This is a genomic window from Sandaracinus amylolyticus (assembly GCF_021631985.1).
GTDB classification, from domain to species: domain Bacteria; phylum Myxococcota_A; class Polyangia; order Polyangiales; family Sandaracinaceae; genus Sandaracinus; species Sandaracinus amylolyticus_A.
Map to the genome: position 1 here is coordinate 367964 of NZ_CP070225.1, position 22442 is coordinate 390405.

General features: G+C 72.0%; 18 protein-coding genes and 3 tRNA genes. 16 read left to right on the forward strand and 5 right to left on the reverse strand.

The window, feature by feature from the left end:
* Positions 1 to 109: 109 nt before the first annotated feature.
* Entirely contained in the window at positions 110 to 1510 is a 1401-nt protein-coding gene (locus I5071_RS01455; RefSeq protein WP_236520065.1) for a serine/threonine-protein kinase, read from the reverse strand.
* Positions 1511 to 1567: 57 nt separating this feature from the next.
* Between I5071_RS01455 and I5071_RS01460 the strand changes: the two genes are divergently transcribed.
* From I5071_RS01460 to hflX, 9 genes are all read left to right on the forward strand, one after another.
* Positions 1568 to 3265 carry a serine/threonine protein kinase gene (locus tag I5071_RS01460; RefSeq protein WP_236520066.1) on the forward strand — a complete coding sequence of 566 codons (1698 nt, stop codon included), beginning with the start codon at positions 1568 to 1570 and terminating at the stop codon, positions 3263 to 3265.
* Positions 3265 to 4098 carry a tetratricopeptide repeat protein gene (locus I5071_RS01465; protein ID WP_236520067.1) on the forward strand — a complete coding sequence of 278 codons (834 nt, stop codon included), beginning with the start codon at positions 3265 to 3267 and terminating at the stop codon, positions 4096 to 4098. The genes I5071_RS01460 and I5071_RS01465 overlap by 1 nt, the downstream gene beginning before the upstream one ends.
* Complete coding sequence (locus I5071_RS01470; RefSeq protein WP_236520068.1) at positions 4095 to 5351, forward strand: hypothetical protein; 1257 nt, start codon at positions 4095 to 4097, stop codon at positions 5349 to 5351. Before I5071_RS01465 ends, I5071_RS01470 begins: the two co-directional genes overlap by 4 nt.
* A 43-nt stretch (positions 5352 to 5394) precedes the next feature.
* Positions 5395 to 6180: an exodeoxyribonuclease III gene (locus I5071_RS01475; RefSeq protein ID WP_236520069.1), complete on the forward strand. Its 786-nt coding sequence runs from the start codon at positions 5395 to 5397 to the stop codon at positions 6178 to 6180.
* A 144-nt stretch (positions 6181 to 6324) separates the two neighbouring features.
* Entirely contained in the window at positions 6325 to 7677 is a 1353-nt protein-coding gene (locus I5071_RS01480) for a hypothetical protein (protein WP_236520070.1), read from the forward strand.
* Between the two features lie 57 nt (positions 7678 to 7734).
* Positions 7735 to 7810, forward strand: a tRNA-Thr gene (locus I5071_RS01485).
* A gap of 40 nt (positions 7811 to 7850) precedes the next feature.
* A tRNA-Gln gene (locus tag I5071_RS01490) sits at positions 7851 to 7922 on the forward strand.
* A gap of 5 nt (positions 7923 to 7927) precedes the next feature.
* Positions 7928 to 8002: transfer RNA gene (locus I5071_RS01495), tRNA-Lys, on the forward strand.
* Between the two features lie 223 nt (positions 8003 to 8225).
* Positions 8226 to 9992: a GTPase HflX gene (gene hflX, locus I5071_RS01500; protein WP_236520071.1), complete on the forward strand. Its 1767-nt coding sequence runs from the start codon at positions 8226 to 8228 to the stop codon at positions 9990 to 9992.
* Positions 9993 to 10017: 25 nt separating this feature from the next.
* Here hflX and I5071_RS01505 read toward each other — a convergent pair whose 3' ends face one another.
* Both I5071_RS01505 and I5071_RS01510 read right to left on the reverse strand, forming a co-directional pair.
* Positions 10018 to 10896, reverse strand: coding sequence for an alpha/beta hydrolase (locus tag I5071_RS01505; protein ID WP_236520072.1), 879 nt, complete (start codon positions 10894 to 10896; stop codon positions 10018 to 10020).
* On the reverse strand, positions 10893 to 11663 hold the full coding sequence (locus I5071_RS01510) for a hypothetical protein (RefSeq protein ID WP_236520073.1): 771 nt from the start codon (positions 11661 to 11663) through the stop codon (positions 10893 to 10895). Before I5071_RS01510 ends, I5071_RS01505 begins: the two co-directional genes overlap by 4 nt.
* Between I5071_RS01510 and I5071_RS01515 the strand changes: the two genes are divergently transcribed.
* Positions 11619 to 12635 (forward strand): diguanylate cyclase domain-containing protein, encoded by a 1017-nt coding sequence (locus tag I5071_RS01515; RefSeq protein WP_236520074.1) that lies wholly within the window; start codon positions 11619 to 11621, stop codon positions 12633 to 12635. The two genes, I5071_RS01510 and I5071_RS01515, sit on opposite strands and share 45 nt — an antisense overlap.
* On the opposite strand, the gene I5071_RS01520 is transcribed toward I5071_RS01515, so the two are convergent.
* The gene (locus tag I5071_RS01520) at positions 12636 to 12971 is read right to left on the reverse strand and encodes a YkgJ family cysteine cluster protein (protein WP_236520075.1); all 336 of its coding nucleotides are present in this window, start codon (positions 12969 to 12971) and stop codon (positions 12636 to 12638) included.
* Between the two features lie 73 nt (positions 12972 to 13044).
* Here I5071_RS01520 and I5071_RS01525 point away from each other — a divergent pair, with 73 nt between their 5' ends.
* From I5071_RS01525 to I5071_RS01545, 5 genes are all read left to right on the forward strand, one after another.
* The gene (locus I5071_RS01525) at positions 13045 to 16968 is read left to right on the forward strand and encodes a M48 family metallopeptidase (protein WP_236520076.1); all 3924 of its coding nucleotides are present in this window, start codon (positions 13045 to 13047) and stop codon (positions 16966 to 16968) included.
* Between the two features lie 88 nt (positions 16969 to 17056).
* Positions 17057 to 17398, forward strand: coding sequence for an ArsR/SmtB family transcription factor (locus I5071_RS01530; RefSeq protein ID WP_236520077.1), 342 nt, complete (start codon positions 17057 to 17059; stop codon positions 17396 to 17398).
* A 5-nt stretch (positions 17399 to 17403) separates the two neighbouring features.
* On the forward strand, positions 17404 to 17892 hold the full coding sequence (locus tag I5071_RS01535; protein WP_236520078.1) for an SRPBCC family protein: 489 nt from the start codon (positions 17404 to 17406) through the stop codon (positions 17890 to 17892).
* Positions 17889 to 18554, forward strand: coding sequence for a DUF998 domain-containing protein (locus tag I5071_RS01540; RefSeq protein ID WP_236520079.1), 666 nt, complete (start codon positions 17889 to 17891; stop codon positions 18552 to 18554). The genes I5071_RS01535 and I5071_RS01540 overlap by 4 nt, the downstream gene beginning before the upstream one ends.
* Before the next feature lie 21 nt (positions 18555 to 18575).
* Entirely contained in the window at positions 18576 to 19292 is a 717-nt protein-coding gene (locus I5071_RS01545; RefSeq protein ID WP_236520080.1) for a dienelactone hydrolase family protein, read from the forward strand.
* Here I5071_RS01545 and I5071_RS01550 read toward each other — a convergent pair.
* Complete coding sequence (locus I5071_RS01550; protein ID WP_236520081.1) at positions 19282 to 20100, reverse strand: 2-oxo acid dehydrogenase subunit E2; 819 nt, start codon at positions 20098 to 20100, stop codon at positions 19282 to 19284. The two genes, I5071_RS01545 and I5071_RS01550, sit on opposite strands and share 11 nt — an antisense overlap.
* Before the next feature lie 73 nt (positions 20101 to 20173).
* On the opposite strand from I5071_RS01550, the gene I5071_RS01555 reads away from it, so the two are divergent.
* On the forward strand, positions 20174 to 22375 hold the full coding sequence (locus tag I5071_RS01555; protein WP_236520082.1) for a heavy metal translocating P-type ATPase: 2202 nt from the start codon (positions 20174 to 20176) through the stop codon (positions 22373 to 22375).
* Positions 22376 to 22442: the final 67 nt, after the last annotated feature.

A 22442-nucleotide genomic window follows, 5' to 3' on the forward strand; every position in this document is an offset into this window, starting at 1 on the left:
CGGCGGACAGCAGCGCACGTGCCACGCCCGCGGATCTCCGGGATCGCGCGATCGTATGGAGATCACGCGCGTCGGCGGGGACACGCGCCGTGCGGCCCGGCGGACACGACTACGTGATGGACGCGAGCACCGAGACGAGCGACGCGACGTCGCCCGGTCGCTCCTCGGGACGCTTCGCGAGCGCGCGCAGCAGCGCGTGATCGACCGCGACCGGGAGCCCGCGCGCGAGCACGCTCGGGGGCACCGGCTGCTCGGCCATCACCATCGTCATCACCGCGAGCGCGTTCGGACCGAGGAAGGGCGGTACGCCGGTGACCATCTCGTAGACCACCGCCGCGAGGCCGTAGACGTCGCTGCGCGCATCGAGCGGCGCGCCGCGCGCCTGCTCGGGCGACATGTAGAGGGCGGTGCCGACCACCGCGCCGGTGCTCGTCACGCGCTGCGCCGCGCTCTCCTCCATCGGCTTCGCGAGACCGAAGTCGACGAGCACGGCGCGCTCGCCGAGCCCTGCGACCTGCGCGAGGAAGACGTTCGCGGGCTTCAGATCACGATGGAGGATCCCCGCGCGATGTGCGGCCGCGAGCGCGTCGCCGAGCTCGATCGCGACGCGGCGCGCGTCGCTCCAGGCGAGCCGCCCGCTGCGACCGAGGCGCGTCTCGAGCGTCTCGCCGCTCAGCAGATCCATCACGAGATAGTGGAGGCCGTCGTCGGTGCGATCGAAGTCGTGCACGGCGACGATCCCCGCGTGCCCGATCGCGCTCGCCGCACGCGCCTCCCGCTCGAAGCGCAGGATCGCGTCGCGCGAGAAGCGCTCGGTCGGCAGCAGCGTCTTCACCGCGTAGCGACGCCCGGTGCGCAGATGCCGCGCGGCCCACACCGCGCCCATCCCGCCTTGTCCGAGCGGCTCTTCGACGAGGTACGTGCTCTTGAGCACGCGCCCCGTGATCACGCTGCCCTGTGCGGGCACGCGCGGGCGCGCATCGCGCGTGACCGCGACCGGATCGGGCATCGGAGACGGAGAGGGCGGCGGCTGCGGCCAGGCGAAGGGCGGAGGTCCCGGCAGCGGCGCGAGCGCCTGCGCGGCGATCGGCCCGGGCGGCGTGTTGCCGCTCGGCGCGTCGCTCAAGAGCCCGTGGGCGAGCGCGTCGAGCAGCACCGCATCGGCGCGCTCGCGCGTCCACCCGCGCGCCTCGAGCGCGGCGCGATCGACGCGCCCGTCCGAGCCCGCCTCGGTGAAGATCGCCTGGAGCGCGCGCGTGCCCTGATCGTAGCGATGCCGCGCGAAGAGCAGCGCCGCCGCGCCGAGGCACGGGATCATGCCGCCGAACATCGCGCAGAACCCCGCTGCGCCGTAGTCGCGCGTCGGCGTCGGCTCGACGGCCCACATCGCGATCATCCCGAACGACACGAGGCCGAAGAGCCAGAGCGGGATCGATCCGGCGAGGAGGATCAGCGAGCGCGTGCGACGGCTCCTCACCGCGTCGGAGAGTCGATCGAGGCGCAGGCGCATCGTCGCGCGCAGCGTGCCGCGTGAGGTGGTCCGACGTCCAGCGAGAGGCTCCGATGCATGCTGTGCGCACACGATTCGATCGCGCTGTGGATCGACATCCACGGACGCGAATTCGCTCGACCGATCGCCGTGTCGGGATCCGTCCCGACGGACGCCTCGCAGGAGCGCGGGTACTTTCACCTCACGATGTCCCGCCCCGCATCAGCCGTTGCGAACGGCGACCACGAACACGATCACGATGCATCGGGCCCACGCCTTCGCGAGCCCGTCCTCGACGTCGACTTCGACGTTCCGCGCAGCACAGCAGAGATCGCGGCGGAGCTTCCGGTCCTTCGCCGCTTCGCGGGCTACGACATCCTCGGACGCATCGCCGTCGGCGGCATGGCCGAGGTGTTCCTCGCGCGCGAGCACGGTCAGGCCGGCAGCGTCCGACAGATTGCGCTCAAGGTCATCCGGCCGCAGCTCGCGACCGATCGCGACTTCGAGGAGATGTTCATGCGCGAGGGCAAGACCGCGCTCGGTCTCCGCCATCCGAACGTCTGCCACACGTATCGGTTCGGCATGGAGAGCGGCCATCCGTTCCTCGCGATGGAGCTCGTCGAGGGCGTCACGCTGCGCGACCTCTGCACGCGCGCGCGCCGCGCCGGCAAGCCGATGTCCGCGCCGATCGCGGTGAAGATCGTCTCGCTCGTCGCGGAGGCGCTGCACTCGGCGCACGTCGCGCGCGACGACAAGGGACGCGCGCTCGGGATCGTCCACCAGGACGTCTCGCCCCACAACGTGATGGTCGCGTACGACGGCACCGTGAAGCTGCTCGACTTCGGCGTCGCGTCGACGTCGAAGGAGCGCGCGACGGAGATCGCCGAGAGCAGCCACATCACGATCCGCGGCAAGGCCGGCTACCTCTCGCCCGAGCAGTGCCTCGGTCACTCGTTCGACGCGCGCTCCGACGTGTTCTCGCTCGGCATCGTGCTCTACGAGCTGCTCACCGGTCAGCGCCTCTTCGCGCGCGCGCAGAGCCTCGACGCGATGCGCGCGATCACCAGCGAGCCGCTGCCGCCGTGGCCCTCGACGATCCCGCCCGCGCTGCAGCGCGTGCTCGGCCGCGCGCTCGCGCGCGACGTGAGCGATCGGTATCGCAGCGCGGCGGTGATGCAGGAGGATCTCGAGCGCACGCTCGCCGAGACGCGGACCGCGGTCACGTCGGCGAAGATCGCGGAGGTCGTCGCGCGTCTGCTCGGCGACGACTTCGGGCGCGCGCCGAAGCTCGAGACGACGCGCGACGTCGTCGCGTGGATCATCTCGCCCGAGCAGGAGCTCATCGCGCTCCAGCTCCCGCCGCCCGCGCCGGTGCTGCCGCCTCCGACGCCGACGATGCCGGAGCTCCCGCCGGTGCCTCCTCCGTCGAGCACGCGTCCTCTCGCGCTCGCGCTGACCGGCGTGATCGCGCTCGTGCTCGGCGCGCTCGCGATGTTCGCGATGACGCGCGGCCAGGCCGAGCCCGTCGCGACCGCACCGCCGCCCGCGGCACCCATCGTCGCCGCGCCCGTGCCCGTCGCGCCGGCGCCCGCGCCCGAGGCGCCTCCCGTCGCTGCAGCCGCACCGGTCGCAGCACCGAGCGTCCCCGTCGCGGCCGAGCCTGCGCCCACGCGCGTGCGCCGACCGTTCCCTGCGCGACCCGCCGCGTCTCGCGCGCCGCGCGCCGAAAGCAGCACCGACGAGTCGAGCGAGTTCTTCGACGACCCGGGATTCTGATGCGGATCATCGCCACCCTCACACTCCTCACCACGCTGCTCCTGGCGCCCGCGGCCCACGCGCAGGATCCCGATCCTGCACGCGGCGCCGCGGCGCGCGCGTTGTTCCAAGAAGGCGTCGGCCTCGCTCGACGCGGCGACTACGCCGAAGCGATCGATCGGTTCCGGCGCGCGCAGGCGTTACGACCCGCCGCGCCGATCGCGTACAACCTCGCCGCCGCGCTCGCGCACGAGGGCGAGCTCGTCGAGGCCGCCGAGCTGCTCGAGCGCGTGCTGCGCGATCCCTCGATCCCGCCGCAGCTGCGCGCGTCCGCGGAGCGCCAGCGCGACCAGATCGCACCGCGCGTCGGACGCCTCACGGTGCGCCTCGAGGGTGATCACGGCGGCGTTCGTGTGCACATCGACGAGCGCGAGCTGCCCGAGGCGATGGTCGGCGTCCCGGTGCCGATCGATCCCGGTGCGCACGAGATCCGCGCGATGCGCGACGGCGAGGACGTCGCGCACGAGCGCATCGAGATCGGCGAGGCCGAGCGCCGCGAGGTCGCGCTGACCATCCCGGCGCGCGTGGTCCCGCGCGAGGCGCTCACGGTCGCGCCGGCGCGCGCGTCGTCGAGCGAGCGCGTGCCCGAGGCGGCGCTCGAGACCTCGGAGCGCGATCCCGTCGATCGTGGCTCGAGCGGTGGCGGTGGTGACGACGCGCTCGTGATCACGCTCGCGATCGTCGGTGGTGTCGTGGTCGCCGGCGCGGTCACCGCGACCGCGATCGTGCTGACGTCGCCGCAGACGCCCGAGCCCGTGATGGGCAACACGATGCCGGGGGTGCTCACGTGGTGAGACGCTCGCTCCTTCCCTTCCTGCTCCTCTCCATCGCGGCATGCGAGGCCGATCCCCTCACGGAGATCGTCGTGGTCACCGACACCGACCTCGACGTGCCCGAGGGCATCGACGCGATCCGGATCACCGCGACCGATCAACAAGGCCTCTCGCAGGAAGCCCTCGCCGAGCTCGGTGGCGGCGCCGAGCGCCCGGTCACGCTCGGCCTCGTGTCGCGCCAGGGCTCGGGCACGCTCGACGTCGTGGTCGTCGGCGAGCGCGACGAGGTCGAGATCCTGCGTCGCACTGCGCGCGTGAGCTTCGTACGCGGGCGCACCGTCGCGCTGCGCATGGATCTCTGGGAGGACTGCATCGGGCAGCTGTGCGGCGCCGATCGCACCTGCGGCGACGGCGGGTGCCGTCCCGTCGCGATCGAGTCGTCGGAGCTCGTCGACTGGAGCGGTGAGCCGCCTCCGCCGCCCGACGCGTCGATCGCGATCGACGGCGGGCGCATGGACGCGGGCGCACGCCCCGACGCGCAGGTGCCGATCGACGCGCAGACGCCGATCGACGCGCCGATGGTCGACGCGCGCATCCCGTCCGACGCGCCGATGCCCGACGCGCCGATGGTCGATGCGTTCGTCGAGCAGTGCAACGAAGCGATGCCGTGTCCCGAGACCGACTCCTACACGTGCACCATCGATCGCTGCGTCGAGGGGCGCTGCGTGGTCGAGCTGAGCGACGCCGCGTGCGACGACGGCGTCGAGTGCACCAGCGAGCGCTGCGACGTGGGGCTCGGCTGCGTCTACCAGACGCACAACGATCGCTGCGACGACAGCGTCGCGTGCACCGCGGATCGCTGCGACCAGCTCGAGGGCTGCGTGCACCAGCAGCAGCACACGACGTGCGGCACCGGCTCGTACTGCGACACGACCGCGGGCTGCAGCACCGCGCCCACGTTCACCGACGTCTACACGGGCGTGATCGCGGCGCGCTGCGGCCCCTGCCACCTCACGAACACGCCGCGTAGCGGGCGCCTCGATCTCTCGACGCAGGCGCTCGCCTACGCCGCGATGGTCGGCGTGACCGCCGGTTGCGGCGCGGGCGTGAACACGCTCGTCGTCCCCGGTGACTCCGCGCGCAGCCTGCTCTGGCGCAAGGTCGCGAACGTCGATCTCTGCGGCAGCCGCATGCCGCGCGGCATGGTCGCGCCGCTCGACGAGGCCCAGATCTCGCTGATCGCCCGCTGGATCCAGGGCGGCGCGCTGGAGTGATCGACGGGGCGCGTGATCGACGTTAGATCACGCGCCCTCTCGAATGCGCGTCTCGTCGTGGAACGTGAACGGCCTGCGCTCGATCGCAGGCAAGGGCTTCTCGGACTGGCTCGCCGCGTCCGGCTCGGATCTGGTCGGCCTGCAGGAGACGCGATGTCGTCCCGAGCAGGTCCCCGACGGCATCCGCGAGCTGCCGGGCTGGCACGGGCACTTCGTGTGCGCCGAGCGCGCCGGGTACAGCGGCGTCGGGCTGCTCTCGAAGCTCGCGATCGACGGAGTCGAGAGCTCGCTCGGCGTGAAGACGTTCGACATCGAAGGCCGCCTGCAGCTCGCGCGCGTCGGACGCCTGCGAATCGCGAACGTCTACTTCCCCAACGGCAGCGGGCAGGAGCGCGACAACTCGCGCGTGCCGTTCAAGCTCCGCTTCTATCGCCGCCTCCACAAGCTGCTCGAGCCGTACAAGCAGGAGGGGCTGCCGATCCTCGTGATGGGCGACTTCAACACCGCGCCCCACGAGATCGATCTCGCGCGCCCCAAGGACAACCACAAGACGAGCGGTTTCCTCCCCGAGGAGCGGCGCGAGCTCGTGCGCTGGCTCGAGACCGGCTGGGTCGACACGTTCCGCGAGTTCGAGAAGGGCCCCGGTCACTACACGTGGTGGAGCCAGCGCTTCGGGGTGCGCGAGCGCAACATCGGGTGGCGCATCGACCTCGTGCTCGCCTCGCCCGGCGCGCTCCCCTACCTGCGCAATGCCGCGATCCACGCGCACGTGCCGGGCAGCGATCATTGCCCGATCAGCGTCGACCTCGACGACTCCGTGATCGGCTGAGCACGTTTATCCGTACGGCGCGTCGATTCGCCGTCCGGATACGTCAGAGCGCCGCAATTCGGCAAGGATCCGTGCGATCTGCGCCGTTCGTCTCGTGGCACGCGCGCTGCTCAGGTCGCCGCGCCCTGCACCGAGGGAACGACCATGCGCTCCACCGACATCCTCGCTCGCTTGTACGACGGCCTCTCGCGGCGCCCGCGCCCCGAGGACGTCGCCGAGCTGATCCTCGAGCTGCTCGATGGTCGCCTGAACGCGCGCGAGCGCGTCGCCCTCGAGACCGCCGCGCGCGGCTCGCTGCGCCGCAACGCGTGGGGCTTCAGCTCCATGCTCGCCGACTTCCGCCGCGCCGATGCGATCACCGCGAAGGTCGATCGCGCCAAGCAGCTCTTCGCGAGCGCCTCGTCGTTCGCGATCACCCACGACGAGTGCGGTGATCCCGAGAAGGTCGAGGCCTTCCTGCGCCACGTCGCGCCCGAGATCCGCGCGTCGTTCGGCGAGGTCGACTGGAAGCGCGATCGCCTCGATCGTCGCGGCCGTCGCGCCGAGGGCCTCGAGCTCTCGCGCCGCAAGTACAACCGGAAGTTCCGCCTGCTCCGCCGCATGGAGCAGCGGCTCGCGAGCCTCGTGCGAGTGCGACGTCAGGTCGAGCTCACGATGATCGGCAAGTCGTCGCTGGCCTCGCGCGTCCCGCGCGATCGCTTCCTCGCGAACGAGAGCACGGCGTGCTTCGTCGCGTACTACGCGTCGCGCGCGACGCTGCGGAGCGAGTTCACCAACGGCCCGCAGCAGCGCGCGTTCGACGACATCAGCGCGATGCTGTTCGCGCGCTGCGAGCGCGATCGCGACACCGACTGGCTGGTCGTCGCGCACGTGCTCCCGCGGCCCGAGGTGCTCGTGCGCGTGCACGACGAGGACAAGCTCGCGCTGCTCGCGGCGTGGCACGGCGTGCTCACCGAGACCGCCGAGCTGCTCCGCGTGACGTGGGAGAAGTCCCGCTTCCGCCGCGACACGATGATCGTGAAGCGCGGAGACGACAGCTCGACGTGGAACCAGCTCGCGGGCGCCTGGAACAAGGCGCGCGACGGCTGGATCGCGCTGCTCCACGTGCTCGGGATGGAGGACGTGCTCGACGCCATGTGCGTCGGGAAGGTGCTCCGTCTCATGGCGGCCGACGTCGCGTACTGGCATCGCGCGAGCGGCGGTAGGCTCGAGCCCGACACGGCAGTGTGGGCCGCGCTCCCGCCGCCGTGGGAGGTCATCGGCGGCGAGGAATGGTGCACGCGCGCCGACGTCGAGGAGACGTGCCGCGCCGTGGGTGTCGACCCGATCGCGAAGGGTTGGATCGCGCCCCGTCCGAAGGGCGAGCCGGTGCCGTTCCGGCCCACGCCCGAGCTCGTGCACGGCGTGACCGTCGGCCATCCGGGGCTCGCGCTGATGCTGCGACGCGCCGGTTGGTTCAGCGGCCAGGTCGAGCGTCTTCGCCCGCTCGGCGCCTGACCATCGTGGGCTCCGCGATCGTGACGAACGTGACGATCGCGGAGCACCACGCTCTGTTCCCGGGAAGTTCTGCGCTGGAACGGTCGGCTCGTTAACCGACTCGTCGCTGGTTGGAATCCAGCTCCGGGAGCCACTCACTTCCTCGTAGATCGCGATCGCGATCGATCCACATCCTCTGGGTAGTTCAGCGGTGGAACGCTCGGCTCTGACCCGAGTCGTCGCTGGTTCGAGCCCAGCCCCAGAGGGCTCTCTCCTCGTAGTTCAGCGGTAGAACAGTCGGCTCTTAACCGACCTGCCACTGGTTCGAATCCAGTCGAGGGGACCACTCACCACCTGGTCGATCCTTGCTCCGGGGACCAGGTTTCCCACCAGCACGTTGGGCGGACTCCCCTTTACGTCGGGATCCGAGCCCATTAGTGTGAGGCTCCGAGTTGACGATCCACGGGAACACGAACGGTCTCAGCCCCTCCGACCTTCACGCGCTCGAGCGCCTCTATCGGCGACGCGTCCCCTTCGATCGGCTCCTCACTCCCGAGCTCGCACGCTCGATGGCGGAGATCTCCGCGTCGACCGGGCGTCAGGTCGGAGTGATCGCCGATCGCAGCGGGCACGTGCAGTTCGTCGTGGTGGGTGACTCGAGGCAGCTCATGCTGCCCGACGTCGGGCGCGTGCGCGCTGCGCAGGGCCGGTTCCGCGGGCTGCGTCTCATCCACACCCACCTCACGCCCGAGGGGCTCACGCGCGACGATCTCGTCGATCTCACGCGCCTGCGTCTCGACCTCGTCGCGGCGATCAACGTCGGGAAGAACGGCGAGCCCGAGACGGTGCACTACGGGCACAACGTGCCGGTGGCGCCGGGCTCGAGCGAGTCCCCGCACCGCACGATCGGGCCGCTCTCGTACCAGGCGCTGATCGGCGAGCTGGTGCAGGTCGATCCCGCAGCGCTGATCGCCGGGCTCGAGCAGGAGTTCGCGCGGGTCGCGCGCACCCGCCTCGTCGATGCGAAGGACGGGCGCGCGATCCTGATCCACGTGTGCGAGAAGCACGACGCGTGGCGCGCCGACGAGTCGCTGCGCGAGCTCGCCGAGCTCGCGCGGACGGCGGGCGTCGAGGTCGTCGATCAGGTCCTGCAGGTCCGCGATCGCATCGATCCGAAGTTCGTCATGGGTCGCGGCAAGCTCGACGAGATCGTGCAGCGCTCGATGCAGGTCGACGCGAGCGTGCTGATCTTCGATCGCAACCTCGGTCCCGCGCAGGCCGCGGCGATCGCGAAGGCGATCGATCTCAAGGTCATCGATCGCAGCCAGCTGATCCTCGACATCTTCGCGCAGCGCGCGGAGAGCCGGGACGGCAAGCTGCAGGTCGAGCTCGCGCAGATGAAGTACCTGCTGCCGCGCCTCGGGCAGAACGACGACTCGCTCTCGCGCCTCACCGGCGGCATCGGTGGGCGAGGGCCCGGCGAGACCGTGCTCGAGATCGGGAAGCGTCGTGCGCGCGAGCGCATCTCGCGCCTCCAGAGCGAGCTCGAGAAGCTCGCGGTGCAGCGCCGCAATCGTCGCCAGCGCCGCAACCGTCGCGACGTGCCGATCGTGTCGATCGTCGGCTACACGAACGCCGGCAAGAGCACGCTGCTCAACGCGCTCACCGGGAGCGAGACGATCGTCGAGGACAAGCTCTTCGCGACGCTCGACACGCGCTCGCGCCGCATCCGGTTCCCGGAGGAGCGCGAGGTCGTGATCACCGACACCGTGGGCTTCATCCGCGATCTGCCGGTCGACCTCTTCGCCGCGTTCCGCGCGACGTTCGAGGAGGCGCAGGACGCGGACCTGCTGCTCCACGTGGTCGACGCGAGCGACCCCGCGCTGGGCGAGCACATCAAGACGACCGAACAGCTGCTCGGTCAGCTCGAGCTCTCGAACGTCCCGACGCTGCTCGTGCTCAACAAGACCGATCGGCTGCCGGCGTCCGAGGTGGCGTCGATGGTGCGCGCGCGCGACGCGGTGCCGGTGTCGGCGATCGATCCGAGCACGTTCGGTCCGCTCCTCGAGCGGCTCGAGCGGATGCTCTTCGAGCGCGGGTCGGGCGTGGTCACGCGCACCCAGGCCGGCAGCGACGAGATCGATCTCGACGACGCGATCCCGCCGTCGATCACCAGCGTGCGGCTCACCGCCGCGCGCCCGGTGGAAGAGAGGCCTGCGCCGCGCGGGCCCTACTTCGACGATGCGGCGATCGATGAGCTGATCGCGGGGTCGGGCGGCAAGCCCGCGCCTTCGCCCGCGGCGGCACCGGCTCGCTCGCGATCGCGCGCACGCTGAGCAGTGGCGCACGGCGAACGGTGGCTCACCGCGAGAGCGCGTGAGCCACTGCTTCGTCGATCCACTCGCGATAACGATCTCCGGCGACGTTCGGCAGGTCCGCGTGGTGCGCGCCCTCGACGAGGATGCGCGTCACCGGTGCCCTCGTCGCCGCGCTCTCGATCAGCTCGGACTGCCGCGGCGAGGTCACGTCGTCCTCGGTGCCCTGGAGCAGCGTGATCGGCGTCGACGCGTCGAGCTCCGCGGTGCGCGCGCAGTTGTCGATCTCGAGGTGCGCGAGCAGCTCGCGCGGGAGATCGAGGAACGCGCCCTCCTGGATCTGCGCCTCGATCGAGCACCACACGGACTCGGCGATCACGCCGCGCGGGCGATGCGACGCGTGCTGGGCGCGCGCGGCGAGGTGGAACGTCGGGCCACCGCCGAGCGAGTGCCCGTAGAGCAGCGTGCGCTCGGGATCGATCTCGGGGATCGAGGGCACGACCTGCTCCCAGATCGCATCGATCGACTCGTAGAGCGCGGCCTCGCTGCTCTCGCCGGTCGAGCGACCGTAGCCCGGATAGTCGTAGATCAGCACGTGGTGGCCGAGCTCCCAGAGGCGCTCGACGCGATCCCAGAAGCGCCCGAGGTGCGGGCCGTTGCCGTGCGAGTAGACGAACGTCGTCGTCGCGCCGGGGCGACGCGCGAACACCCAGTGCACCTCGCGCTCGTCGTCGAGCGACACGAAGCCCTCGATGCGATCGGCCGCGGGCACGATCGACGGATGCGCGTCGCTCAGATCTCCGTCGAGCTCGGGCGCGGCCTCGTCCCAGCGATACGCGTCGATCGAGCGGCCCGCGAAGAAGAACGTCTCGATCTGCACGCATGCGGCGAACGCGAGCGTGGCGATGACGAGCGCGCGCTTCATCGCACGCCGCCGGGCTGGATGCGCCAGCCGAAGGTCACGGTCATCGCGCCGAAGCCCGCGGGCTCCCACGTGACGATCGAGCTCCCGTCCATCCACGGGTTGATCCAGCCGAGCGCGAGCGAGAGCGCGTGCTCACCGAGCAGGACCTCGAGCCCGAGATAGGGCGCGAGGAACACGCCGGGGCGCTGATCGGGCGGCGACGCCTGCACGAGCGCGCTGGTGCCCGCGATGATCGCGAGGCGACGCTCCACGCGCTGCTCCATGTGCACGCCGAGCTCGGGGTAGTAGGTGTCGTTCCAACCGTCGTCGAGGTCGTACACGCAGTGCAGGCGTAGTGACGCCGACATCGCGAAGCGTGGGAAGCGCACGATCTGCGCGACGAACCCCACGTCGAGGGCGAGGATCGACGACACGATCGGCGTGAGCGGCACGCTCGCCGAGAGATCGAGCTCGTCGGTGAGCCCGTAGCGGCCGTGCACGCGGTGCTCGGGGACCGGCGCTGCGAAGCCCAGGTTGCTCTGCAGCGGTCCTCCCACGAGCACGCCGACCTCGGTGCGCCCGCGACCGACCGTGCGCGCGAGCTGCCGCGTGGCACACGCCGAGGTCGTGATCGCGCCGATCGACGAGAGGGCGAGCGCGAGGAGCAGCCGGCGCACCAGGCGCTGCTTGTACCACGCTCGAACGGGCGCGACGCTGCGCGCGCGAGTTGGTACGCTCGCCCCGTGATCGACGCGAAGGTCACGCTCCACGTCCTGATCGACCTCCATCGAGCGCTCGTCAACGAGACCTCGCTCGAGAAGCAGCTCGATCGCGTCGCGCGCGCTGCGCTGGCCCTTCTCGAGGCGGAGCACGCCTCGATCCGCGTGCTCGACGAGACCGGGACCGAGCTGCTCTCGGGCGCGCGAGCGGGCACCGGCGTGCAGTACCGGCCCGTCACGTTCGGTCGTGGCGTCGGCGTCGCGGGCTGGGTCGTCGATCACAACGAGACGGTGCGCATCGACGACGTCTCGAGCGATCCGCGCTTCGTCGACGTGCGCGGGCAGGGCTTCGCGATCCAGTCGATGCTCGCGGTGCCGCTCTCGATCTCGGGCGTGGTGATCGGCGTGCTCGTGGTGACGAGCGAGCGCCTCGGCGCGTTCGACGCGTCGAAGGAGGATCTCGCGATCCTGCTCGCGTCGATCGCGGTCTCGCCGATCGAGCGCGCACGGCTCGAGGAGATCGCGCTGCGCGATCCCAGCACGCGCGCGTTCGGCGCGCGTTATCTCGCGCCGCGCCTCGCGGGCGAGGTGCACCGCGCGCGGGAAGGGCGCGTGGCGCTCTCGGTGATCGCGCTCGATCTCGATCCGCTGCCCGAGCTGCGCGAGGAGCTGGGACGCGCCGCGATCGACGCGCTGCTCCGGGTGGCGGTCGATCGCATCCTCGCGGTGGTGCGGGCGCGCGGCGTCGTGATCCGGCGCGACGCGGGCGAGCTGGTGATCGTGCTCCCGCAGTACGACGCCGACGATGCGGAGCGCATGGCGGATCGCATCGGCGAGGCGCTCGGGAAGCCGGTGACGGAGCTCGGAGCCGGGCTCGAGGTGCTCGAGCTCACGGCGAGCAGCGGTGTGGTGCAGTGGGACGGCGCGGAGAGCCCGACGCGGCTCGAGCGCCGTGCCGACGACGCGCTTCGCGCCGCGAAGCAGCGCGGGCCGGGCGCGATCGCGGTGTGGCCCTCGGGCGAGCGCGCGCTCGAAGGTTGATCAGCCGATCCACAGCGGCAGGTGACGCCGCATGCGCGCCGCCTTGCGCGTGATCTCCGCGTCGCACGCCGGCGATCCGCGCTCGAGCTCGCGGCACACTGCGGGCCTGCGCTCGTAGATCCGGCACGCGAAGCGACCGTCGCGCCGGGCCTCGAGCGCGACGCAGCGGCCGTGCTCGATGCGCATGAACGCGCGGTTCCCGATCCACTCGGTCCAGCGCTCCGCATCCTCGCCCAGCCGCGACCAGTCGTCGCCCGTGACGCGCGCGTGCTGCGGCGACGACGACGTGCAGCACGCGCCGCACGCCGTGCATTCCGGCGCGACGAAACCCCCCACGCGGTCATCGTACCTCGCACCGGCTCGCGATACGCTCGCGTCCTCGTGCGAACGAATCGGAAGGAGCACGAACATGGGAGCCGCAGAGTCCTGGGCGCGTGAGAACGAGCCATCACGCAAGCCGACGCTCGACGATCTTTTCCCGCCTGCGCCGAGCGCTCCTCCGGCCGAGCTCACGGCCGCGTCGGCCGCGTACAAGCGAAGCGCTTGGCTCGCTTGCGCGGGGCTCTTCGGCTTCGTCGCGGTCTACCTCGGGCTGATCGCGTACCTCGCGCGCGTGGTGTATCGCCTGCTCGGCAACGCGATCCTCCACGGCGGCAACGTGCTGCTCGCGGGCGCGCTCTCGCTCCCTGCGCTCTTCTTCATCGCGTTCCTGGTGCGTGGTCTCTTCGTCGTGAAGCACGCGAAGGACCCCTCGCTCGTCGAGCTCGACGAGCACCGCGAGCCGTTGCTCTTCGCGTTCCTTCGTCGCCTCGCCGACGAGACCGGCGCGCCGCGCCCGCATCGCGTCTTCGTGTCGGCGCGCGTGAACGCGAGCGTCTTCTACGACCTCTCGTTCTGGAACCTGATCTTCCCGTCGAAGAAGAACCTCGAGCTCGGCCTCGGGCTCGTGAACGCGCTCACGCTCGACGAGCTCAAGGCGGTCATCGCGCACGAGTACGGGCACTTCGCGCAGCGCACGATGGCGGTCGGGCGGTGGGTCTACGTCGCGCAGCAGATCGCGGGGCACATCATCGTCTCGCGCGGCGTGTTCGACAGGTTCCTGTCGTTCATCTCGAACATCGACATCCGCGTCGCGTGGATCGGGTGGATCATGCGGCTCTTCGTGTGGGCCATCCGCTCGGTGCTCGACACGGTGTTCCGTGTCGTCGTGCTCGCGCATCGCGCGCTCGGGCGCGAGATGGAGCTGCAGGCGGATCGCGTCGCGGTGTCGGTCAGCGGCAGCGACAGCCTCGTGCATGCGCTGCATCGGCTCGGGCCCGCCGACGAGGCGTGGGAAGAGGCGATCGCGTTCATCCACGACGAGGCGGTCGCGGGGCGTCCGGTCTCCGATCTCTTCTCGGTGCAGTCGGCCGCGCTCGAGCACCTGCGGCGCATCCTGAGCGAGCCCGGCTTCGGGCTCACGCCCGAGCGTCCCCAGCGCGCATCGTCGCATCGCGTGTTCGACTCGGAGCTCGCGCAGCCGCCGCGCATGTGGATGACGCACCCGCCGAACCGCGAGCGCGAGGAGCACGCGAAGGCGATCTACCTCGGCTCGGCGCTCGATCCCCGTCCTGCGTGGGCGCTCTTCGCGGATCCCGAGACGCTGCGTCGCGACATCACGCGGAGCTTCCTCGCGCTGCTCTTCGCGAAGATCCCCAACGCGTCGGCGGAGCCGGTGCCCACGGCCCAGACCCTCGCGCGCTTCGAGGAGCGCTTCGCGCGCGCGTCGCTCGATCCGCGTTATCGCGGCGCGTACCTCGGGCGCGCGATCGCGGCGTACCACGAGTCACCCGAGCTCATGGTCTCGATCGATCGCGAGGACGGAGATCGGGACGCGCTCGTCGCGCGGTTCGACGCGCTCTATCCGAGCTCGCTCGGCGACGAGCTCGCGAAGTACCGCGAGCGTCGCGAGGAGGAGTCGCTGCTCGAAGGGCTCTCGGACGGAGTGCTCTCCGCGCCGGGCGGCGTGATCCGCTACCGAGGTCGCGAGATCCCGCGCAAGGAGCTCGCGTCGGTGATCGAGGGCGTGCGCTCGGAGCGACGCGAGATCGAGGCGCGCATCCTCGAGCACGATCGCGCGTGCCGCGCGGTGCACCTCGACGCGGCGCGCCTGCTCGGCCAGGGGTGGGAGGCGTACCTCGAGAGCCTGCACGCGCTGCTGCACTACGCGACGCACGCGTTCCGCGATCTCGCCGACGCGCACGGGCACCTGCACCACGTGCTGCGCATCGTCCTCGCGGACGGCAGCGTCAGCAACGACGAGCGGGTGCGCGTGCTCGCGGCGTCGAACGATCTGCAGCACGTGCTCGAGCAGGTGTGGTCGCAGAAGCCGCAGCTCGTGCTGCCGCCCGCGGTGCGCGCGCGCTTCGCGGATCTCGGCGGGTTCACGGTGCTCGAGGACTCGCTGGGGATGAACGACCCGCACCCCGAGAACCTCGGCGACTGGCTGCAGAAGGTCGACGGATGGGCGGCGGGCGCGTCGGGTGATCTGAAGGCGCTCGCCGACGCGACGCTCGATGCGCTGCTCGACGTCGAAGAGGCGATCGCGCGACAGCTGCGCGAGGGGATCGAGCCCGGTGACGCGCCCGAGCCCGCGCGCGTGCCCGAGCGATATCGCACCTGCGTGGTCGGCGCGGAGCGCGAGCGCCAGAAGAAGCTCGGGTGGTGGGATCGTTTCCAGACCGCCGACGGCTTCCTCCCCGGCGCGGCGCGCTTCGCGGTGGCGAGCGCGCTGCTGCTGCCGGCGCTGCTGATCGGCGGGCGCATCGGCGGATCGACCGTGCACGTGTTCAACGGTCTGCCGATCCCGGTCGTGGTGTCGATCGACGGAGATGAGGTCGACGTGGGCGCGCACGGCGCGGCGACGATCGATCACGACGCATCGGACCACGCGCACGTGATCACGACGACGCGCGACGGGCGGGTCGTCGAGGACTTCGAGGCGAGCGTCGGCGGTGGTTTCGCGGATTACGCGTACAACGTCGCGCACGCGACGGTGCTCGTGCAGTGGACAGCCGTGTACGGGCCGGGCGCGCCGCCGCCCGAGCGCGTGCTCGGCGCGCCGCGATGGCGTGTCGCGGACGAGGACGCGGTGTTCGAAGCACCGCCCACGTCCGTCTCGGTGAGCTCGCACAGCAGCTCGGCGCGCCGCACGGTGCTCGAGGCCGTGGTGAGCGCGCCGCCGGGCACGCAGCTCTCGGCGCTGACGTCGGACGAGGAGCGCCTCGCGATGATGCGCGCGCACGTGCTCTTCGATCCGATCGAGTCGGCGTCGATCGGCGAGTGGGTCGCGTTCGCCTCGCAGATGCCCGCGATGCTCCCGGTGCTGCGAGAGCGCGCGCAGCTCGAGCCGGGCGCGGTGCTCGTCGCGCGTGCGCTGCAGGACGCGGGTGATCCCGAGGTGTGCCCGCGCGCGACGGCGGGTGCCGCGGAGCAGCCCGACGATGCCGACCTCGCGTACCTCGCGGCCCGCTGCATGACCGATCCCGAGGCGCGCCGCGCGGCGTATGCCCGCCTCTACGCGGCGCACCCCGAGAACGGCTGGACCGCGTTCGCGGTCGCGCACGATCTCGCGCGCGCATCGCGCTGGCAGGACGCGCTGGTCGCGTGGAGCACCGCGGTGCAGACCCCGGCGCTCCGCGGCGTGCTCGACTACGCGCGCACCGAGATGCTGCGCACCCAGCGCGGCGCGGCGCTCCACCACGACCCCGCGGGCGCCCACCCGTTCATCGACGCGCCCGACGGGAGCGGCGGCATGCTCGACTTCTTCCTGCGCATCGAGGGGCTCCCGCGCGACGACGATCCGCCCGCGTTCGCGGCGTACCGGCGGCTCGCGTCGGGCGCGGTGCCCGATGCGGTGCAGTCGATCGACATGGTGGTCCCCGAGGTCGATGCGCGCGCGGGGCTCGTCGCGCTCGCGGCCGCGTCCGACGGGGCCACGGGCGATCTGGTGCAGCGCGGGCTCGCGATCGATCCCGCATCGCTCGGCCCCGCCGGCCTCCACGCGCTCGCGGCGCTCGCGATCCGCGAGCACCGTGATCCCTCGCCGTACCTCGCGCCGCTGCGCGCGAGCGACGACGAGCGTGTGTACGAGGGGCTCGCCGAGCTGCTCGCGTCTCCGGCGCTCGCCGAGGATCCCGCCGCGCTCGAGGCGATCGCGGCGCGCGCGATGCTCGGGGCGCGCGGGCACGTGCTCGCGATGGGCGTGATCGTGCTCGGCGATCGCGCGCCCGCATCGTGGCGCGAGCAAGTCCGCGCGCTGCTCTTCGCGCCCGAGCGCCCCTACTTCCGCTGATCGCAGGGCGCCGCCGATGCGGCGCCCATGCTCCATGCTGCATATGCGTTGACAGGCATATGCATGCGTGCGTATATACGTCCTCGTGATGCACGAGTCCTTCGCCGCGCTGGCCGAGCCGAATCGGTTCCGGATCGTGGAGCTCCTCCGCACCGGGCCGCGCCCGGTGAACGACATCGCGGAGCGTCTCGACCTCAACCAGCCGCAGGTGTCGAAGCACCTGCGCGTGCTCAAGGAGGCGGGGCTCGTCGACGTGCAGCCGCGCGCCCAGCAGCGCGTGTACGCGCTCCAGGCGCGACCGCTGCGCGAGCTGCACGAGTGGCTCGAGCGCTACCGGCGCATCTGGGACGCGAGGCTCGACGCGATGGACGAGCTGGTCGCGGAGCTGCAGCGGGACGAGAAGGCCCGCGGTCGGAAGAAGAAAGGATGAAGGCCATGAGCGAGACGTCGATGGAGCTCCGGGGTGATCGAGAGATCATCATCGCGCGCACGTTCCGCGCGCCGCCGCGCATCGTGTTCGAGGCGTACACGAAGCCCGAGCACGTGAAGCGGTGGTGGGCGCCGAAGTCGCTGGGCTGCGAGGTGACGTCGTGCGAGGCCGACGTTCGGGTCGGTGGTCGCTATCGCTTCGTGACGCGCGCCGGCGGCCAGGACTTCGCGTTCTCGGGCACGTACACCGAGGTCACGTCACCGACGCGGCTCGTCTACACGCAGGTGTTCGAGCCGATGGCCGACGCCGGGCACGCCGTGGTCACCGTGACGTTCGAGGACCACGAAGGGACGACGCGCTTCGTGTCGCACGAGCTCTATCCGTCCGCGGAGGCGCGCGAGGCTGCGCTCGCGTCGGGCATGGAGCACGGCATGCGCGAGACGATGCGCCAGCTCGACGAGCTCGTCGTGTCGCTCGCGCGGGACGCGCGATGAGCGCGGTCGCGCGCGTCGAGAGCTCGAGCGCTCCGTCGGTGGTCCCGGCGCGTCTCGCGATCGCTGCCGCCGCGGCCACGCTCGGGTTGCTCTCGAGCCTCCACGTGTTGAGCCCCGAGCTCGATCCGACGTGGCGGATGGTGAGCGAGTACGCATACGGCCGCTTCGGCTGGGTGCTCTCGCTCATGTTCCTCGCGTGGGCGCTCGCGTCGTGGGCGCTCGCAGTCGCACTGCGAGCGCGCGTCGTCACGCGCCGCGCGCAGATCGGGTGGGCGTTCCTCGTGCTCGCGGGCGCAGGGCAGGCGATGGCGTCGGTGTTCGACGTGCAGCACCCGCTGCACTCGCTCGCTGCGCTGATCGGGATCCCGAGCCTGCCGATCGCCGCGCTCCTGATCACCGGCCCCATGGCGCGCGAGCGCGCGGCGCTCCGCTGGGCCGCGCACTCGACCTGGGTGAGCGTCGTGCTCCTGGCCGTCGCGTTCGCGCTGCTGATCACGACGTTCGTGCAGGCCGGCGGGGACGTCTCGGCCGAGCCCGACACGGTGACGACGCTCCCGCAGGGCGTGATCGCGGTGGTCGGGCTCGCGAACCGCGCCCTCGTCGTCGCCTACTGCGCGTGGGTCGCGATGATCGCCTGGCACGTGGCTCCCCGCGCGTCGTGAGCGCCGTGCGATGCTGCGGCCATGATCGAGAAGCTCGAGCACACCCACGGCGGCGTCACCTTCGAAGCGCACCTCGCGTTCCCGCCGAGCGAGGGCCCGCACGGCGCGATCCTGATCGCTCCGACGTGGCGCGGGCAGACCGACTTCGAGCGCGCGAAGGCCGAGCGCATCGCGTCGGAGCTCGGCCTCGTCGGCGTCGCGATCGACGTCTACGGCAAGGGCGTGACGGGCACGAGCGCGATGGAGTGCGTGAAGCTCAGCACGCCGCTCAAGCGCGATCGCGGGCTGCTCCGCGCGCGCATGCTCGCGGCGTTCGACGCGGTGCGCGCGCATCCTCGCGTCGACGCGGCGCGCCTCGGCGCGATCGGGTTCTGCTTCGGCGGGCAGTGCGTGCTCGACCTCGCACGTGCGGGCGCGGAGCTGCGCGCCGTGATCACGTTCCACGGCGTGCTCGATCCGCCCGAGGGGCTCGAGGTCGGCCCGATCCGCGCGAAGATCCTCGCGCTGCACGGCCACGACGATCCGCTCGCGACGCCCGAGCAGCTCCTCGCGTTCGAGACCGAGATGACGAAGCTCGGCGCGGACTGGGAGGTCCACACCTACGGCGGCACGACGCACGCGTTCACGAACCCGGCGGCGAACGATCCCGGGCGCACGATGTACTCGGAGCGCGCGGATCGTCGCTCGTGGATCGCGATGCGCGCGTTCCTCGAAGAGGTCGACCTGATCACGCGCTGAGCGCGCGGGCGGGGTCTTCGAGCACCTCGCGGAACCGCGTCGCGAGCTGGCCCGCCTGGAAGCCGTCGAGGATCCGATGATCGAGGGTCACGCCGAGCTCGAGCACCGGGCGCACCTCGACGCGCCCGTCGATCGCGACCGGCGTGTCCTGGATGGCGCCCACCGTGATCACCAGCGGCGTGCGCGCGAAGGGCACCAGCGGCGCGAGCGCGCTGGTCAGCCCGAACGTGCCGACGTTCGTGATCATCACGCTGCCGAACGCGTCGAAGGGGATCCCGAGCCGGCGCAGATCGAGCCCGAGGTCGTAGCCCAGCGTCTCGGCGACGCGCATCGCCGGGCCGATCAGCGGATCGGGCAGGCGCTCCATCAAGCGCGACGTGAGGTCGAGCGAAGGATCGCGATGGGCGCGCACGCGCTTCGCGAGGTGCTCGAGCTCGGTCGCGATCGCGACGGGATCCTTCTCGTCGGCGTCCTTCACCAGCGCGCCGAGGAGATCCTCGCCGCGGTCGCGCGCGATCTGGAAGAACACGTCGACGCGATCGCGCGCCCAGATCCCGCGCCCGCCGCGCACGATCGCGTTCACGTCGGGCCGCGCCGCGAGCGCCATCGCCGCGGCCTTGCCGACGAGGTGCGTGATCGTGACGTGCACGCCGGTGCGCGCGCGCGCCTCCTCGATCCACGCGATCGCGCGCGTCGCATCGAGATCGAGGAAGCCGTACACGCTGGGATCGGCCGGTCGCTTCCACGCGTGGAGCGCCATGCGGCGCCACGGATGACGCAGTCGGAGACGCTGGAAGCGCGGGGCCATTCCGCGCTCAGGTAGACACCGGCCCGCATCTGTCAGCATGGCCGGAAGGCGCGGACGGCCGTAGGGATCGCCGGTGGACGCGGTCGAGACGAGGACCTTCGAGGTGCGGGGGATGACGTGCGCGACCTGCGCGAAGCGGGTCGAGCGTGCGCTCTCGAAGATCGACGGCGTCGAGGGCTGCGAGGTCGATCTGGTGCGCGAGCGCGCGCGGGTGACCAGCCGCAAGGACGTCGCGCCGGAGACGCTGATCCAGCGGATCGAGGCCCTCGGCTATGGCCTGGCGCCGGTCGACGTCACGGCGCCAGCGGGCGAGCCGCGCTCGCTGCGCCCCGAGTCGTGGCGCGCCGGCATCGCGCTGGTGCTCGCTGCGCTCGCGATGGGCGCCGCGATGATCCCCGGGGTGCCCGGCGCGCCCTGGCTCGAGATCGGGCTCGCCGCGATCGCGACCTTCGGGCCGGGATGGCCGATCCTGCGCAAGGCGGCGCGCGAGGCGATCGCGCGCGAGGCGAGCATGGACACGCTCGTCGCGCTCGGTGCGCTCGCTGCGCTCGGCGTGTCGATCGCGATCGCGATCCGACACCTCGGGCACGCGATGCACGTGCACACCTACGCCGAGACCGCGGCGATGATCGTCGCGTTCGTGCTCTTCGGGCGGGCGCTCGAGGAGCGCGCGAAGCAGCGCGCGAGCGCGGCGATCCGCGCCCTCGCCGCGCTGCGTCCGACCACCGCGCGCGTGCTGCGTCACGGCGTCGAGGCGGTGATCCCGGCGAGCGAGCTGCGCCCCGGCGACGAGGTCCGCGTCGGGGCGCACGAGCGCATCCCGGCCGACGGCACCGTGCTCGAGGGCGAGGCGTGGATCGACGAGTCCTGGCTGACCGGCGAGAGCGTCCCGGTGCGGCGCGCCGCGGGCGATCGTGTGCTCGCGGGGACGCTCGCCGCAGGCACCGCGCTGCGGATCGCGGTCGTCGCAGCGGGGGAGGGCACCGAGCTCGCGCGCGTCGAGCGCCTCGTGGAGCGTGCACAAGCGTCGCGGGCGCCGATCGTGCGGGTCGCCGATCGCGTGAGCGCGGTGTTCGTGCCGGTGATGATCGGCATCGCCGGATTCACCACCGCTTCATGGTGGCTGCTCGAGCGCGGCCTCGAGCCCGCGTTGATCGCGGGCGTCTCGGTGCTGGTCGTGGCGTGCCCCTGCGCGCTCGGCCTCGCGACGCCCACCGCGATCACCGTCGCGATCGGACGCGCCGCGCGACACGGGATCCTCGTGCGCGATGCCGCGGCGATCGAGGCGCTCGCGCGCGTCCGGGTGATCGCGCTCGACAAGACCGGCACGCTCACCGAGGGACGGCCCGAGCTGGTGCGCACCCATCCGATCGCGGGCCAGGAGGACGTGTGCGCGCTGCGCCTCGCCGCGGCGGTCGAGCTGCTCAGCGAGCATCCGATCGCACGCGCGATCGTGGACGCCGCGATGGCGAAGAAGCTCGACGTGCCCGACGCGCACGAGGTGATCGCGACGCCGGGCACCGGCGTGCACGGCGTGGTCGAGGGCCGCGCGGTCGAGGTGCGATCGATCGACGAGACGATCGAGGCGTCGCTCGACGGCGCGGCGCGCGCGGCGCTGCACGCAGAGCGCGCCGAGGCGGCGACGGTCGTGTTGGTGCGCGTGGACGAGCGCCCGGCCGCGCTCTTCGCGGTGCGCGACGTGCTGCGCGAGGGGAGCGCCGACGCGATCGCGGCGCTGCGCGCGCTCGGGCTCGAGCTGCATCTGCTCAGCGGCGATCACGCGTCGAGCGCGCGCGCGATCGCGCACGAGCTCGGCCTGCAGGAGCACGAGGTGCGCGCCGGCATGCGCCCCGAGGACAAGGCGGAGGCGCTCGCGTCGCTGCGTGCCGGCGGCGCGATCGCGATGGTGGGCGACGGCGTCAACGACGCGCCCGCGCTCGCCGCGGCCGACGTCGGCATCGCGATGGGGAGCGGCGCCGCCGCCGCAGTGGAGACTGCCGGCGTGACGCTCGCGCAGCCCGACCCGGTGCGCATCGCCGAGTCGATCGCGCTCGCGCGCGCGACGATGCGCGTGGTGCGACAGAACCTCGCGTGGGCCTTCGCGTACAACCTCGTCGCGGTGCCGTTCGCGGCGCTCGGCGGCTTCGGGGTCGTCGCCGGCACCAGCGGACCGGCGCTCGCCGCCGCGGCGATGGCGATGAGCTCGGTGACGGTCGTGCTCAACTCGCTGCGCCTCGGGGCTCGGCGCCTCGGACGCGAGCGCGACACTCGCTGACACGCACGTGGCCGGCCGCCACGCAGATGGTGAGCACCGAGACTGGCACGCACGTCGCAAATCTCCG

Bases quoted from the DNA above. Each gene is read 5' to 3' on its own strand.
- I5071_RS01455 (WP_236520065.1), bottom strand. From the start codon at position 1,510: ATGCGCCTGCGCCTCGATCGACTCTCCGACGCGGTGAGGAGCCGTCGC.
- I5071_RS01460 (WP_236520066.1), top strand. From the start codon at position 1,568: ATGCTGTGCGCACACGATTCGATCGCGCTGTGGATCGACATCCACGGA.
- I5071_RS01465 (WP_236520067.1), top strand. From the start codon at position 3,265: ATGCGGATCATCGCCACCCTCACACTCCTCACCACGCTGCTCCTGGCG.
- I5071_RS01475 (WP_236520069.1), top strand. From the start codon at position 5,395: ATGCGCGTCTCGTCGTGGAACGTGAACGGCCTGCGCTCGATCGCAGGC.
- I5071_RS01480 (WP_236520070.1), top strand. From the start codon at position 6,325: ATGCGCTCCACCGACATCCTCGCTCGCTTGTACGACGGCCTCTCGCGG.
- hflX (WP_236520071.1), top strand. From the start codon at position 8,226: ATGGCGGAGATCTCCGCGTCGACCGGGCGTCAGGTCGGAGTGATCGCC.
- I5071_RS01505 (WP_236520072.1), bottom strand. From the start codon at position 10,896: ATGAAGCGCGCGCTCGTCATCGCCACGCTCGCGTTCGCCGCATGCGTG.
- I5071_RS01510 (WP_236520073.1), bottom strand. From the start codon at position 11,663: ATGGAGGTCGATCAGGACGTGGAGCGTGACCTTCGCGTCGATCACGGG.
- I5071_RS01525 (WP_236520076.1), top strand. From the start codon at position 13,045: ATGGGAGCCGCAGAGTCCTGGGCGCGTGAGAACGAGCCATCACGCAAG.
- I5071_RS01530 (WP_236520077.1), top strand. From the start codon at position 17,057: ATGCACGAGTCCTTCGCCGCGCTGGCCGAGCCGAATCGGTTCCGGATC.
- I5071_RS01535 (WP_236520078.1), top strand. From the start codon at position 17,404: ATGAGCGAGACGTCGATGGAGCTCCGGGGTGATCGAGAGATCATCATC.
- I5071_RS01540 (WP_236520079.1), top strand. From the start codon at position 17,889: ATGAGCGCGGTCGCGCGCGTCGAGAGCTCGAGCGCTCCGTCGGTGGTC.
- I5071_RS01545 (WP_236520080.1), top strand. From the start codon at position 18,576: ATGATCGAGAAGCTCGAGCACACCCACGGCGGCGTCACCTTCGAAGCG.
- I5071_RS01550 (WP_236520081.1), bottom strand. From the start codon at position 20,100: ATGGCCCCGCGCTTCCAGCGTCTCCGACTGCGTCATCCGTGGCGCCGC.